The sequence below is a fragment of the Teredinibacter haidensis genome (genome assembly GCF_014211975.1).
Lineage (GTDB): Bacteria > Pseudomonadota > Gammaproteobacteria > Pseudomonadales > Cellvibrionaceae > Teredinibacter > Teredinibacter haidensis.
Genome location: NZ_CP060084.1, coordinates 443,730 through 457,484 on the forward strand (window position 1 = coordinate 443,730; position 13,755 = coordinate 457,484).

The 13,755-nt window shown below is 48.1% G+C and carries 12 protein-coding genes; 10 read left to right on the forward strand and 2 right to left on the reverse strand.

What is annotated here, in order from left to right; all coding sequences use genetic code 11:
• Positions 1 to 206: 206 nt before the first annotated feature.
• The 3 genes from H5715_RS01860 to ampE all read left to right on the forward strand — a co-directional run bounded on the left by H5715_RS01860 (position 207) and on the right by ampE (position 3,990).
• Positions 207 to 2,510 (forward strand): DUF1631 domain-containing protein, encoded by a 2,304-nt coding sequence (locus H5715_RS01860; protein ID WP_246434653.1) that lies wholly within the window; start codon positions 207 to 209, stop codon positions 2,508 to 2,510.
• A 98-nt stretch (positions 2,511 to 2,608) separates the two neighbouring features.
• A complete protein-coding gene (gene ampD, locus H5715_RS01865; RefSeq protein WP_075185838.1) occupies positions 2,609 to 3,154 on the forward strand; it encodes a 1,6-anhydro-N-acetylmuramyl-L-alanine amidase AmpD in 546 nt (181 codons plus the stop codon).
• Positions 3,151 to 3,990: a regulatory signaling modulator protein AmpE gene (gene ampE / locus H5715_RS01870; protein WP_075185837.1), complete on the forward strand. Its 840-nt coding sequence runs from the start codon at positions 3,151 to 3,153 to the stop codon at positions 3,988 to 3,990. Before ampD ends, ampE begins: the two co-directional genes overlap by 4 nt.
• Positions 3,991 to 4,331: 341 nt before the next feature.
• Here the strand turns inward: ampE and H5715_RS01875 are convergent, their stop codons facing one another.
• Positions 4,332 to 5,636 carry an AmpG family muropeptide MFS transporter gene (locus H5715_RS01875; RefSeq protein ID WP_075185836.1) on the reverse strand — a complete coding sequence of 435 codons (1,305 nt, stop codon included), beginning with the start codon at positions 5,634 to 5,636 and terminating at the stop codon, positions 4,332 to 4,334.
• Between the two features lie 132 nt (positions 5,637 to 5,768).
• On the opposite strand from H5715_RS01875, the gene H5715_RS01880 reads away from it, so the two are divergent.
• The 4 genes from H5715_RS01880 (at position 5,769) to H5715_RS01895 (ending at position 9,242) form a co-directional block, all read left to right on the forward strand.
• The gene (locus H5715_RS01880) at positions 5,769 to 6,218 is read left to right on the forward strand and encodes an FxsA family protein (RefSeq protein WP_075185835.1); all 450 of its coding nucleotides are present in this window, start codon (positions 5,769 to 5,771) and stop codon (positions 6,216 to 6,218) included.
• A gap of 189 nt (positions 6,219 to 6,407) precedes the next feature.
• Positions 6,408 to 6,698 (forward strand): co-chaperone GroES, encoded by a 291-nt coding sequence (groES, locus tag H5715_RS01885; RefSeq protein WP_075185834.1) that lies wholly within the window; start codon positions 6,408 to 6,410, stop codon positions 6,696 to 6,698.
• A 61-nt stretch (positions 6,699 to 6,759) separates the two neighbouring features.
• Positions 6,760 to 8,409 (forward strand): chaperonin GroEL, encoded by a 1,650-nt coding sequence (gene groL, locus H5715_RS01890; protein ID WP_075185833.1) that lies wholly within the window; start codon positions 6,760 to 6,762, stop codon positions 8,407 to 8,409.
• Between the two features lie 251 nt (positions 8,410 to 8,660).
• Complete coding sequence (locus tag H5715_RS01895; RefSeq protein WP_075185832.1) at positions 8,661 to 9,242, forward strand: Fe-Mn family superoxide dismutase; 582 nt, start codon at positions 8,661 to 8,663, stop codon at positions 9,240 to 9,242.
• Positions 9,243 to 9,287: 45 nt separating this feature from the next.
• Here the strand turns inward: H5715_RS01895 and H5715_RS01900 are convergent, their stop codons facing one another.
• A complete protein-coding gene (locus H5715_RS01900) occupies positions 9,288 to 9,923 on the reverse strand; it encodes a hypothetical protein (RefSeq protein WP_075185831.1) in 636 nt (211 codons plus the stop codon).
• Between the two features lie 711 nt (positions 9,924 to 10,634).
• Between H5715_RS01900 and H5715_RS01905 the strand changes: the two genes are divergently transcribed.
• The 3 genes from H5715_RS01905 (at position 10,635) to H5715_RS01915 (ending at position 13,686) form a co-directional block, all read left to right on the forward strand.
• Positions 10,635 to 11,273: a urate hydroxylase PuuD gene (locus H5715_RS01905; protein ID WP_075185830.1), complete on the forward strand. Its 639-nt coding sequence runs from the start codon at positions 10,635 to 10,637 to the stop codon at positions 11,271 to 11,273.
• Positions 11,274 to 11,320: 47 nt separating this feature from the next.
• On the forward strand, positions 11,321 to 12,058 hold the full coding sequence (locus H5715_RS01910) for a hypothetical protein (protein WP_075185829.1): 738 nt from the start codon (positions 11,321 to 11,323) through the stop codon (positions 12,056 to 12,058).
• A 107-nt stretch (positions 12,059 to 12,165) separates the two neighbouring features.
• The gene (locus H5715_RS01915) at positions 12,166 to 13,686 is read left to right on the forward strand and encodes a fumarate hydratase (protein WP_075185828.1); all 1,521 of its coding nucleotides are present in this window, start codon (positions 12,166 to 12,168) and stop codon (positions 13,684 to 13,686) included.
• Positions 13,687 to 13,755: the final 69 nt, after the last annotated feature.

The window sequence follows — 13,755 nt, forward strand, 5'->3', positions numbered from 1 at the left end:
GTGACACATTTCTCGAACCAGCCAAGCTACCGTAGGTCCTTGTCAGGCATTCAGTATACTGAGTGGTGTTAGATGTCGATGTATATCCGAAACTGATTTTGCCTATCGTTTTGGATTTGATGTTCCTGAGGAGGCGTTAGGTGCCAGAATATGCAAAACAATCAGCAAATGTGAAGGTAGTGCATTTGGAACCTGAAGGTCAAAGAATGACTCGTGCCAGAATTGCGCGTTTACCCGCGGCTGTGCACGCGGTTCACGAAAAGGGTAAGCAGCTCCTGCTTGATAAGTTGAGGGCCTTTTTCGATCAGGCCGACGATTCTCTGTTTAGTCTTGCCGATAAGGCAAGTTCCAACCAGGAACAAAACATCTATTTCGATTCCATGCGTGAAGTTCGTGTACAACGGCGTGGTTTTGAGAAGCGTTTCAATTCCTCCATTGACACTGCCTTTGCCAATCTGGTGTCTGCGGACGCCGCCCCCACTGTTTCCGACGATACTTTGTCTGCGGATACCCTTTCTCTTGTTCAGAATGAACAGCTCGAGGAAATGGTTGCGATAGAATCCTCTGTAAACCGGGCAAACAATGAATACGGCGAGGCGATTCAGCATCTGTCGCTGCGCCTGGATAGTTTGGTGCCGGTTAAGGTCTTCCAGAAGAACAATCCGCTAGGGCCGGATGTCGTTTCTGTTGCTTTTATGGATCAAACCAAACGACTTGATATCGATATCAAGGCCAAGTTGGTGTTATTTAAACTGTTTGATCGTGCTGTGATGCAGGGGCTTGGCTCTTTGTATGTCTCAGCGAATCAGATATTGATAGAGCATAATATACTGCCTTCGTTAGTAAGGGCGGGTGCGCCAAGCGGACGATCGGGTGGCGTTAACCCCCATGGCAATCATATGTCTGCCTCGGTGCCTCACTCTTCATCTCCGGTGGGTGGCTTGGAGGTGGAAGGAAGTCAGGCCAGTACAGAAGTTATGCAGCTTTTGCAGGGCTTGTTAGCCGAAAAGCAGAGCCTGCAGAGTGCTCAGCCGACGGATGTCATTCGGTTATTATCTCTAGCACAGCATTCGCCGGTACCGGTGAACAATGTGCGTGGTGGTGTAAAGGCGCTCGAGCTGATTAACGAATTACAGCGTCGCAGCGGCAGTGCGTCAACGGTAGAGGGGACTGACCGAGAAGTTATTAATCTGGTCGATATGCTCTTTAACTTTATTCTTGAAGACCGCAATCTGGCTGAGGAAATGAAAGAACAGATCAGTCTTTTGCAGATTCCTATCGTTAAGGTTGCACTGCTGGACAAGTCTTTTTTTGCTAAAGGCGGCCATGCTGCGAGACGATTGCTGAATGAGATGGCGACGGCGGCATTGGGTTGGCAGCCGAATGAGAATGGTAAAGGTGATCCTTTATATCGAAAAATTAAAGAGTTAGTGAGCACGCTGTTAACGGAGTTCGAAACGGATGTCAGTATTTTTAATGACATGCTGGCCGATTTCTCTTCTTTTGTCGCCAAGGACAAAAAACGAGCGGAGCTGCTGGAGCGACGTGCCTTGGATGCAGAAGATGGTAAGGCCAAAGCTGAAGTTGCTCGTTCGGTTGTTGCTATTGAAATCGAATTGCGCACGGTTGACCAGGTATTGCCAGAGATCGTTGAAAAACTGATCGAAGGGCCATGGAGCAATGTTCTCTTTCTGAACAACCTTAAGCAAGGCATAGAGGCAAAGGGGTGGGTTGACGCTCTACAGACTCTGGAAGACCTTGTGTGGAGCTCTCAGCCGCCGCAAAGCAACGAGGATCGCAAGCGATTAATTCGCATGGTGCCTGATCTACTACAGCGCCTGCGCATGGGTTTGGATTCCATTTCGTTTAATCCGTTCGAAATGTCAGAAATTTTCAAAGAGTTGGAAAACGTTCATTTGGCCTGTATACGTGGTGAGATCCCAGCAGGGGTAGATGCCGCCAATGCGTCCGTTACTAAAGAATCGAGCGTGGACAAAGCTCGGCGTATGCCGAGTATTGAAGAGCTGGAGGCTGAAGTGTTTGGGGATGCAGAAGAAATGTTTGCCGATGTCGATGCGGCAATGACCTCTGCAGATCTCGATGATCTAGAACCAGTCGAGATTAAAAGGCGTATGGCCGCCGCAAGTGCTAGTAAGGCCAAAGCCTCTGCCGCAAAAACGCAGAAAAAACAGGAGCGAGCTATTGCGGCCAAGAAAGATACGCTGCCAGAAAACGACCCGTTTATGCAGCAGGTAGCCAATTTTGTACAGGGTGCTTGGTTTGAAATGAGTGATGACAATGACAATAGTTCACGCTGCCGTCTGGCGGCGATTATAAAGCCGACTGGCAAGTATATTTTTATTAACCGTGGGGGTATGAAGGTCGCGGAAAAAGCTCAGACCGAATTAGCCTTAATGTTAAAGCAAAACCGGATTCGTGCTTTGGATAACAGTATGTTGTTCGATCGAGCCCTGGAAACGGTTGTTACCAGCCTGCGCAAACCCCAATAGCGCTCCTCCTCCCTCATAAATTTCCTGTTTCCTCCGTTTGCGTGAGTTATATTCCTTAACGGGGTATTATCGAGGCTTTATTTTCGTTGGAGATTGGGGTGGTAGAGCAGGGCTGGTACCGGCAGGCGCAACGGCTGATATCGTCGAATTGTAATCGTAGGCCGGACAATACTGAAGTATCACTACTGGTTATTCACAATATTAGCCTCCCGCCTGGCGAATATGGCAACGGCTGCGTCGAACGTTTTTTTCAAAATCAGTTACCGGCTGGCGAGCATCCTTACTTTTCTACCATATCTAACCTGCATGTGTCATCGCATTGCTTTATTCGCCGAAATGGTGAGGTGGTGCAATTTGTTCCTTTTAGCAAGAGGGCGTGGCATGCGGGTGAATCCTGCTTTGACGGTGATGAAAACTGCAACGATTATTCCATTGGTATTGAGTTGGAGGGTACGGATTCAGAACCCTATGCTGAGCAGCAATACCATTCGCTGGCCGCCCTCACTAAGAGTATCATTCATCAGTACCCCAAAATAACAAAAGAGCGTATTACCGGCCATAGTGATATTGCACCGGATAGAAAAACCGATCCTGGCCCATCCTTTGACTGGAACCATTACCGCTCACTATTGGAGTTATCATGAACCTGTTCATCGTGCTTATTGGCATCGCCTTCATCCAGGTATGGGGGGCGGCAAATCCTACACACAAAGATGGCTGGTTTTACAGTTGGTCGTCCAACGTCGTTGGAAGTACAAAGATACCGGCGGAATTAAAAGTGTTGGTTGCCGTTGGCCTTCCCCTTGTATTACTGGCTCTCCTGCAAACGTTGCTTGCGGAATTGTCTCTGTGGTTGCTGCTGCCGCTGGGCATTGCGGTGCTTCTATACAGTTTTGGACGCGGTGAGTTTGGCGATATCGTCTCGGAATATACTAAGGCCTGTTACGTTGAAGATTGGTCTTCTGCGTTGGATAGGGCGCAACGTTTAAATGTACAAACGGACGACTTAAACGAAGGGGATTGGTCGGAGTTACATGAGCATGTATTGCGCGAAGCAGGGTATCGCGGATTTGAGCGCATGTTTGCGGTGCTCTTCTGGTTTTTTGTGCTTGGCCCGGTGGGGGCTCTATTGTATCGCCTAACGTTTCTTTATTCTCACGAAGCGCAACCAGAAGATGATTTGGCTAGGCGATTACGGTGGATACTCGAATGGCCAGCGGTCAGATTGTTGGGGTTATCCTTTGCTTTGACGGGGAACTTTGTCGGTTGTTTCCAGCGCTGGCGAGAATGCCTGTTTTGCGTAAAGCGTTCTACTGTTGCGGTACTCAGCCCATTAATCCTAGGGGCTTTGATGGTTGACGACGATATGGATCAAACCTGTGAAGTTACGCGCAAAGAGTTAAACCTCCTTAATGGCCTATATACCCGTACGCTGTGGTTCTGGCTGGCCACGGCTTCCGTTTTGATAATACTGGTCTAGCGCGTATGTAAGCGGTTGCATACCGGTTAGAGCCCTATCTACATTGGTTTTTGTGGAGATGACCGGCCTGTAGCTATATTGAAAAGTGGGTGTATTAAAGGATTTATGTAAACGTCTTGACCTTGTCATATCATAGGCATAAGATGAACTTCCTTACCGGCTGACTGTACATGCATACAGCTCTCCTTATGACGCATGGATGCAGCCATAGTACCCCTAAGGAGCCTCCCTCTTTGGCTCCTAACCCCTTGAACTGACAATGCTGTACTCAGTCGGTAAGGCCCCTTTTTTAATAGCCGGTTTGCTGGTTTCAGCTTGCAATAATCCGGTAAGTCTTTCCGTTAACCCCCCTGCTTTTTCTGATGCTTCCAAATAATAATTGCTAGTAATATGGCTGGTATGCCCATGATTGCAGCGTAGATGAAGAAGTTCCAGTAGCCGAAATTGTCGACAATCACACCGGAAAATCCACTCTGAAATTTGCCGGGCAGCGTCATAAATGATGAAAAGAGCGCATACTGAGTCGCCGTATAAGCGCGATTGGTTAGACCGGAAAGGTAGGCGATAAAGGCCGCGTTACTGAAGCCACCACTCAGGTTATCGGCACTGATAGTAACAATTAAAAATTCCGGTACGGCGCCCAGTTGGGCCAGCTGTGCGTAGAGTAGGTTCGTTACGGCAACTAGTATTGCTCCTGCAATTAATGGGCGATACACACCTAGTTTGGCCACGCAAATACCGGCGATAAAACCCCCTGCGATAGTCATGGCAAAGCCATAGATCTTAGAAATACTGGCGATCTGGGTTTTAGTAAAACCTAAATCCAGGTAAAAAGGATTGGCCATAACGCCCATGGTGATATCGCTTAGTCGGAACAGTCCAATAAAGGCCAATATCAGCAGGGCAAAACGGCCGTTGCGTTGAAAGAAATCTACGAAGGGGGCTACAACGGCGCAGTAAAACCACTTTACTGTAAATAGCTCCACTTGATTGCCATTAGCTTGATGAGTACCGGGCTCTTGAATACACAGGGTAAAAATAATGCCTGTGCCCATAAGTCCGGCCATACTCAGGTAGGCGCCGGGCCAATGCAGCGTATCGGCGATAAACAGGCTGCCTGCGCCCGATACTAGCAGTGCCAGCCGATAACCGAAGCTATAAGTGGCGGCCATGGCCCCCTGAAATTCAATCACCGCAGTTTCGATACGATAAGCGTCGATCACTATATCCTGTGTTGCGGAAGAGAAGGCGATCAACAAAGCGCAGAGAGCAATCAGCGCCATATGGTCTACGGGTGAGACTGTGGCGATCAGCAAAATACCGACAACAATGCCGACCTGTGCAATCAGCAGCCAGCTTCGCCTTTTGCCAAGCAGGTGGGTCAATATTGGCAAGGGTAGATTGTCAACGATCGGTGCCCAGAAGACTTTGATGGAATAGGTGATGCCCACCCAGCTAATAAAGCCGATAGCCGAGCGGCTTATTCCTTCATCCCGTAACCAGGCGGTTAGTGTCGAAAACACCAGCAGGTAGGGGAGCCCGGCAAAAAACCCCAGAGCGAGCATTATCAGCACGGGACGTTTAGAGTAGAGACTTAGCGCTTCGGTCCAAGTGAGTTTGTGGGGGGCTGAGGATAAGTTGACCAAGGTCGGAATAGCCTTTTGTTATTGTCTGAACCCGTAACCCTACCGATTCTGCCGTTGTAGGGCTAGTAGCACGACACTTGTGTTTATGGATTCTGCCCGCATCTTACTAATATCCCCTAATGGAGTGGTCTAGTGCGATTTGTTCTTTTATTGTTTGTAGTGATACCCGTTATCGAGATGTGGCTGCTTATTAAGGTGGGCGGCATTATTGGTGCTCTCCCTACCATCGGGCTAGTTTTACTTACCGCTATGATCGGTCTCGCACTGCTTCGCCAGCAGGGCTTTAGTACCTTGATGCGTGCTCGCTCCAAAATGGAAGGGGGACAACTGCCCGCCAGTGAGATGATTGAGGGCCTTTTCTTGGCCGTTGGTGGAGCTTTGCTGCTGACGCCGGGTTTTTTTACCGACGCCATCGGTTTTGCCTGTCTGTTGCCCGGTATTCGACAAGTAATTATTGCTTGGGGTGTCCGCCAGTTTTCCATTCATAATCTGGGCATGCATGGACAGCCCTCTCAACACGGATCTGCTCAGAACAGTAGCGAGCGCCACACAATCGACGGTGAATTTCGCCGCGACGACTAAAACCGTCGAGAAATCCAAAGTTTTTATTCTACAAGGTGTTGAAATCCCAAAACGGGCACCCATCTTGGGGTACACGTAGTCTTTCGCGGCCTCGCTCAACAGCATTAACCGGGCGAGGCCGCTTTTATAACTTGCTCCACTTCAGAGCAGCATGTGTTTAAAAAACGCTAATTATTGGAGATATCATCAATGAAAATTCGTCCTTTACACGATCGTGTTGTGGTTCGCCGCAAGGAAGAAGAAGAAACAACTGCTGGTGGCATTTTGCTGCCTGGTTCTGCTAAAGAAAAGCCAAATCAAGGTGTTGTAGTCGCTGTAGGTTCTGGCCGCGTATTGGAAAATGGTGAAAACCGCCCTGTTGATGTTAAAGAAGGCGACATCGTGGTATTCGGTAAATATGCCGGAAGTGACACCATCGAAATCGACGGCGAAGAGCTGGTTATCCTTAGCGAAAGCGATATCAAAGCCGTCGTTGAATAGGCTTTTTCGTACAGAATTCTCACATTAAAGTATAAAAATTAGCTAGTAAGGAAAAATTACCATGGCAGCTAAAGACGTAAAATTTGGTGACGAAGCGCGCCAGAAAATGTTGGCGGGCGTAAACATTCTGGCCGACGCAGTTAAAATTACCTTGGGCCCTAAAGGCCGCAACGTAGTGTTGGACCGAGCATTTGGTGCTCCAACCGTCACTAAAGACGGTGTTTCCGTAGCGAAAGACATTGAGCTGAGTGACAAGTTCGAAAACATGGGCGCACAGATGCTTAAAGAAGTTGCTTCTAAGGCGTCTGACGATGCTGGTGATGGCACCACTACCGCGACTGTTTTGGCTCAATCCATTGTTAACGAAGGTTTGAAATCTGTTGCAGCGGGTATGAACCCAATGGATCTTAAGCGCGGTATTGACAAGGCTGTTATTGCAGCAGTTGAATTTGTTAAGTCCAGCGCTCAGCCTTGTGAAGATAGTAAATCAATCGCTCAGGTAGGTACTATTTCTGCTAACAGTGATACCCAAGTGGGTGACATTATTGCGGAAGCAATGGAAAAAGTGGGCAAAGAGGGTGTTATCACTGTTGAGGAAGGCAACGGTCTGGAAAACGAACTGGACGTTGTTGAAGGTATGCAGTTTGATCGTGGTTACCTGTCTCCCTACTTTATCACTAACCAAGACAACATGAGTGTGGAACACGAAGCGCCGTTCATTCTCCTGGTTGATAAGAAAATTTCCAATATCCGTGAGCTGCTGCCAGTATTAGAAGCAGTGGCCAAAGCTGGCAAGCCTCTGATTATCATTTCTGAAGACGTTGAAGGCGAAGCTCTGGCGACTCTGGTTGTGAATAATATGCGCGGCATCGTTAAAGTGGCCGCTTGTAAAGCGCCTGGTTTTGGTGACCGTCGTAAAGCTATGTTGCAGGATATCGCTATCCTTACTGGTGCTACCGTTATTTCTGAAGAAGTTGGCTTGGACCTCGAAAGCGCAACTCTGGAGCACCTGGGTCAAGCCAAGCGTTTCAGCATGTCTAAAGAAAACAGCGTAATTGTTGATGGCGCTGGTGCAGCGGCAGATATTCACGCTCGTGTTAACCAGATTCGCGCTCAAATTGAAGAAACCACTTCCGAGTACGATTCTGAAAAACTGCAAGAGCGCGTAGCTAAACTGGCTGGTGGTGTTGCGGTTATTAAAGTGGGTGCAGCTACCGAAGTTGAAATGAAAGAGAAAAAAGCTCGCGTAGAAGATGCTCTGCATGCGACTCGCGCTGCGGTTGAGGAAGGTGTTGTACCTGGTGGTGGTGTTTCTCTGATTCGCGCCGTTTCGGCTATTGCTGATCTCACGGGTGATAACGAAGACCAAGACGCTGGTATTGGTATCGCACGTCGTGCAATGGAAGCTCCTTTACGTCAAATCGTCACTAACTCAGGCGATGAAGCTTCTGTTGTCGCTGAAAAAGTACGCAATGGCGAAGGTAACTTTGGTTACAACGCTGGAACAGGTGAATACGGTGATATGCTGGCCATGGGTATCCTCGACCCAGCTAAAGTGACCCGCACTGCATTGCAGGCTGCAGGTTCTATCGCTGGATTGATGATCACTACCGAAGCGATGGTTGCCGATAAGCCAGACGATAAAGGCGCAGCAGGCATGCCTGATATGGGCGGCATGGGCGGCATGGGTGGCATGGGCGGCATGATGTAAGTCATCCCTCAAATCATGCGCACTCGAACGGCCCCTCTGGGGCCGTTTTTATGTACAGGAAGTACGTATGTTACGAAGCCTAGGGAAGGGCGAGAGTAACGATGTGTAGAATACCTAGTCGCTACCAATATTCATTAAAGCGTTGCTACTTTATGCACCGATAACTTTTTCCAATTTCCATTTTCTGTGAACAAAGTTAGACTGCGCTTCGTTATCTAGTTTGTTTGATTTAAATCAAAGGAGAAATGCTCATGGCTATCCAGCTACCTGAACTGCCCTACGCACGCGATGCACTGGCCCCTCATATTTCTGAAGAAACACTAGACTTTCACTATGGCAAGCACCACAAAACCTATGTAGACAAATTAAACGGCCTGATACCGGGTACTGAATTTGAAGGTAAGGCGCTGGAAGATGTGGTGAAAACCTCCAGTGGTGGCGTATTTAACAATGCCGCTCAAATCTGGAACCATTCGTTCTATTGGAACTGCCTGAGCCCAAATGGTGGTGGCGAAGCTAGCGGTGAAATAGCAGATGCTATTAATAGCGCCTTTGGTTCATTTGCTGAATTTAAAGAAAAATTCACCGCTTCAGCTATTAACAACTTTGGTTCCAGCTGGACCTGGTTGGTTAAAAAAGCCGACGGCTCTGTCGATATTGTGAATACCTCCAACGCGGCAACGCCTTTAACCGATGATTCAGTTACGCCATTGTTGACTGTTGATCTGTGGGAACACGCCTACTATATCGACTACCGCAATGCGCGACCAGCTTATATGGATGCGTTTTGGAATCTGATTAACTGGGACTTCGCTAACCGTAATTTTGCGTAGTGATAGATGATAAAAAAAGGGCCCTACGGCCCTTTTTTTATAGCGCTACAAATTGGCGGTATCGGGATCGGGAAGGTCGCGCGGTAAGAGAGGCTGGCTACAGTTCTTAGTGAGTTTGTCTGGGTTCCATGCGTAGGCACATGCAGCCATCAAAATTAACAGTGAACCGTCCAGCTCAAGTAACTCCTCTAACAGCACCATGTGGGCTTGCTCAAAAAGGCTACCGACAACGAGAAACAGGCAGCCAATAATGACAGTTTTAGCTATGCGGCTTTTAAAAATATTTTTAATCTGTGAGTTGAGATGTCTATAGTGCCTAAAGTAATGGACTGTTAACAATATATAAGTAACAGCTATTAAATAGTGCTTCCCCTTACCGGAAATAAGGTATTCAACCAATGCCGGTAACGCAAAATCTCGGGTTTCGAGTTCTCGTAGAAATAAAGTCAGGCAAGTAAAGTAGAAAAAAAGTGATAGCCAACGTTTGAAATAACTTAGCCGGAAAATAGCAAACAGGATCACCACTGCTGAGCCAAGATAAAATGCAATCTGTAGGTTCTCAATCAGACCATTTTCATCGGTCAAAGCGATATTCCCGTTCCAATAAACATTGGCAAATAAAACAAAGTTTAGAGGGATGGCGATAAGCAGAAACAGCGTTCTAGTGTAGTTCTTTTGCATGGAAAAATGTTATCAGTCCACCGTTGTAATGTAAATGTAATTAAAAGTACACGCTGTATTTATACGGTTCGTGTGGGGCTGTGCCGCTAGAATTCAACAAATGACCACAATGAGACCTGAATGTTTTTACGTCGAGGTGTGACGTCTGTTTTGGTCTATCGCGGGATCTGTAGGTGATAGTTTAGAGTGGGGCGATTTAGGGTGGCCATCTCCTGCTCGTCACACCTCTGGGAGATGAGTGTTTGGTAAGTCATCTGACCTAATCAAAATACTGTACCGGATCTGGTTGAAGGCGGTGTTGGTAGCGCCGCGTGAAGAGATGCTTTTGCATGTCGTATCAGTGTCCTTTTCTCCGCTTCAATTGAATTTTACCTGTGGAAGTCCCCACGCTTGGGCTAAAGTGCTGGGCGCTTCGTACCGACAAGCGGCCTTTTCAATACTTATCGTCACCATAAAGCCCTGAATGCCAGAGGTTCTTTATAGAAGACCGTGTGTAGTGGTCTAAGTAGGGGGACTAAAGCCCCGGTAGATATGGATGGGGTATATTTTTCTGTACTGTTAAGTTGATTACCGTTTAAAGGGGGGTATATTTCATGAGTGCAGTTGTAGTGCCGTCCGCTGTTTGACTGAGGTTGCATTTGTGACGAGCTGATATAAAGTAGACCTTTGTCAAACAATAACAAGACTGGAAAACACTTTTTGGGAGCTGTTATGGAAATTGTCGATTTTTTGTTTCGTTGGGTGCATATGCTGTTTGGTATTGCCTGGATCGGTATGTTGTATTATTTCAACTTTATTCAAACCGAATATTTTAAAGAAGCTGATCCTGTAGCCTTGGCGGATGTCAAAGCTAAGCTTGCGCCGCGCGCGTTATGGTGGTTCCGTTGGGGCGCGATGTTTACTTTTATCACCGGCGTGATTTTATTGGTGGGAACCTATCATGGCTCACTTCTGAATGACTATGTTCTGCTTGGCGCACTGCTGGGTACTTTTATGTTTTTGAACGTTTGGCTGATAATCTGGCCTAATCAAAAAGTTGTGCTGGGCTTGGCTGAGGGGGATGTTGCTAGCGCTGCGCCAAAAGCAGCTTTGGCGTCTCGTACCAATGTACTCTTTTCCGGTCCAATGGCATTTTGCATGTTGGCGTCCCCACATTTGGGCTACAGCGCAGATTACCTTGTGGCTGCAAGTGGCGCTGGTTTGGGATTGTGGCTTTCTCTTGGTTTGACTTTATTGCTTGAAATCAATGCGTTGTTTGGTAAACCTGGTCCGATAGCCAGTATTCGTGGTGTGATTCATATGAGTCTGGCACTAACTGCGGTATTCTTCCTGCTTAACTTGTATCTCTAATAAAACGTCGGGCGTAATGCGCCCGGCAGCATTATTCGGTTTTCTCCATGGTAGAACGTAAAGAACCTACATTAAATCCCATTCGTCCTGAACAAGACGAAATTGCTCGTCATCGTCAGCGTTCCTCGCAGGCAAAAACCAGTAACGGAGGGTCAGAGCCGCCGGTAAGGCCTGTGATTGTTAAATCACCGCTGGCTCCAGTGGCTTTTCTTTTAGCGGTAGTTGGTATTGGTTTGGCCGGGTTTGCCTATTGGCAGTTAACACAAACCCAGCAAACAATGGTGCTCTCCGAGTCTCGTATTGCGTCTCTGGAGAGTCAGCTTCAGCTGACAGGTGATGAATCGTCGGCGTCGGTTACCGCTTTGCAGGCCAAAATCAAGTGGGCCGATTCTGAAATTCGTAAGCTTTGGGGGGTATCTTTCGATCGCAATAAAAAAGCAATAGCCGAGAATAAAACACAGATCGACGTGCTTTCGAAAGGTGCAAAATCGGTAGACGGAAAAATTCAAAAGGCGCTGCAAAACACCGCTGCAGAGATTCGATTGATTAACGATCTGCTCGATTCTCAGCAGAGTGCCATGAGTGAAATTGAGAAGAAAACACAGTCGCAGGTAAGCCAGGTACAGGCTTTAACCGATAAGATGCGCCAGCTAGATAAGCTGGAGGTTGAGCTGAAAGGGCGTATCAGTACCAATGAAGAGGCTATTAAAGCCATCGATGCTTTCCGCCGCAGCGTTAATCAGAAGCTGCTACAGTTAAGCCGTTCGGCTACCGCAATGCCATAAGCCATTTGATTCAAATTCAGAAATATTTCGGTTAGCGGTGTAAAATCGCCGCTTCTTCGGCGGGTAACCGCTACATCCTTCATCTGTTATAAGACTTTGGATATTCCATGACTACGATCATTCGCCAGGAAGACATTATCGCCAGTGTGGCCGATGCCTTGCAGTTTATCTCCTACTATCACCCAAAAGACTTTATCGACGCTGTACACGATGCCTATCAGCGAGAGGCCAATCCGGCGGCAAAAGATGCTATGGCGCAAATACTGATTAACTCGCGTATGTGTGCCCAGGGGCATCGCCCCATCTGTCAGGATACCGGTATCGTTACCGCGTTTGTGAATGTCGGTATGGATACAAAAGTCGAAGGTAATATGAGCTTCGACGATATGATTAATGAGGGTGTTCGCCAAGCCTATAAGAACACGGATAACTTGCTTCGCGCGTCGATTCTGGCCGATCCTGATGGCGCCCGAAAGAATACCGGCGACAATACCCCTGCGGTTATCCATTACAAAATGGTGCCCGGCAGTTCCATAGAGATTCATGTCGCTGCCAAGGGCGGCGGCTCAGAAGCCAAAACCAAATTTGCGATGCTCAATCCCTCCGATTCGGTTGTTGATTGGGTGTTAAACGTTGTGCCGCAAATGGGGGCGGGTTGGTGTCCTCCGGGTATGCTGGGTATTGGTATTGGAGGCACGGCAGAAAAGGCCATGCTGTTGGCGAAGGAAGCTTTGCTGGACCCTGTTGATATTCAGGATTTACGTGAGCGTGGCGCGAGCAATCGCTCGGAAGAGCTTCGCCTGGAGCTGATGGAAAAGGTTAACGCGCTGGGTATTGGCGCGCAGGGGCTAGGCGGTTTAACGACGGTTCTCGACGTTAAAGTTAAAGACTACCCTACGCACGCAGCCAACAAGGCTGTTGCCGTTATCCCCAATTGTGCGGCGACTCGACACGCTCATTTCACCCTGGAGGGTTCCGGCCCCGCGCTGCAAACGCCGCCCAATCTGGAAGACTGGCCTGAAGTGAGTTGGGAAGTGGGAGATACGGTGGAGCGTGTGGATCTGAATACTATTACGCCTGAAGTTATAGCCAAGTGGACACCTGGGCAAACTCTACTACTTAACGGTAAGCTGCTGACTGGGCGCGATGCCGCACATAAGCGATTGGTCGATATGATTGAGAAGGGTGAGCCCATGCCTGTGGATTTCACCAACAAGTTTATCTACTACGTTGGCCCGGTGGATCCGGTTGGTGAGGAAGTGGTTGGTCCGGCAGGCCCTACGACGGCGACCCGTATGGATAAATTTACCCGCACGGTGCTGGAAAAAACCGGCCTGATTGGCATGGTTGGTAAAGCTGAGCGCGGTCCGGTGGCAATTGAAGCAATTAAGGATAATAAGGCGGTCTACCTAATGGCCGTTGGAGGCGCTGCTTATTTAGTGTCCAAAGCTATTGTTGGTGCTAAGGTGCTGGCATTTGAAGATTTGGGAATGGAAGCTATCTATGAATTCGATGTGAAAGATATGCCCGTTACGGTAGCCGTGGACAGTGAAGGGGTTTCTATTCACCAGACCGGCCCTAAACTCTGGAAGGCCAAGATTCAAGAGCAGGCCTTAAATCTCAAGTAGGACTCTAGGAGCTCTGATTTAGTCAGAACATATCTGGCTTGATTAGAGCTGCCCACCCCCTCTACTGTC

What these genes read in the sequence shown, in the direction of transcription:
- H5715_RS01860 (WP_246434653.1), top strand. Translation starts at nt 207, where the DNA reads ATGACTCGTGCCAGAATTGCGCGTTTACCCGCGGCTGTGCACGCGGTT.
- ampE (WP_075185837.1), top strand. Translation starts at nt 3,151, where the DNA reads ATGAACCTGTTCATCGTGCTTATTGGCATCGCCTTCATCCAGGTATGG.
- groES (WP_075185834.1), top strand. Translation starts at nt 6,408, where the DNA reads ATGAAAATTCGTCCTTTACACGATCGTGTTGTGGTTCGCCGCAAGGAA.
- groL (WP_075185833.1), top strand. Translation starts at nt 6,760, where the DNA reads ATGGCAGCTAAAGACGTAAAATTTGGTGACGAAGCGCGCCAGAAAATG.
- H5715_RS01895 (WP_075185832.1), top strand. Translation starts at nt 8,661, where the DNA reads ATGGCTATCCAGCTACCTGAACTGCCCTACGCACGCGATGCACTGGCC.
- H5715_RS01900 (WP_075185831.1), bottom strand. Translation starts at nt 9,923, where the DNA reads ATGCAAAAGAACTACACTAGAACGCTGTTTCTGCTTATCGCCATCCCT.
- H5715_RS01905 (WP_075185830.1), top strand. Translation starts at nt 10,635, where the DNA reads ATGGAAATTGTCGATTTTTTGTTTCGTTGGGTGCATATGCTGTTTGGT.
- H5715_RS01910 (WP_075185829.1), top strand. Translation starts at nt 11,321, where the DNA reads ATGGTAGAACGTAAAGAACCTACATTAAATCCCATTCGTCCTGAACAA.
- H5715_RS01915 (WP_075185828.1), top strand. Translation starts at nt 12,166, where the DNA reads ATGACTACGATCATTCGCCAGGAAGACATTATCGCCAGTGTGGCCGAT.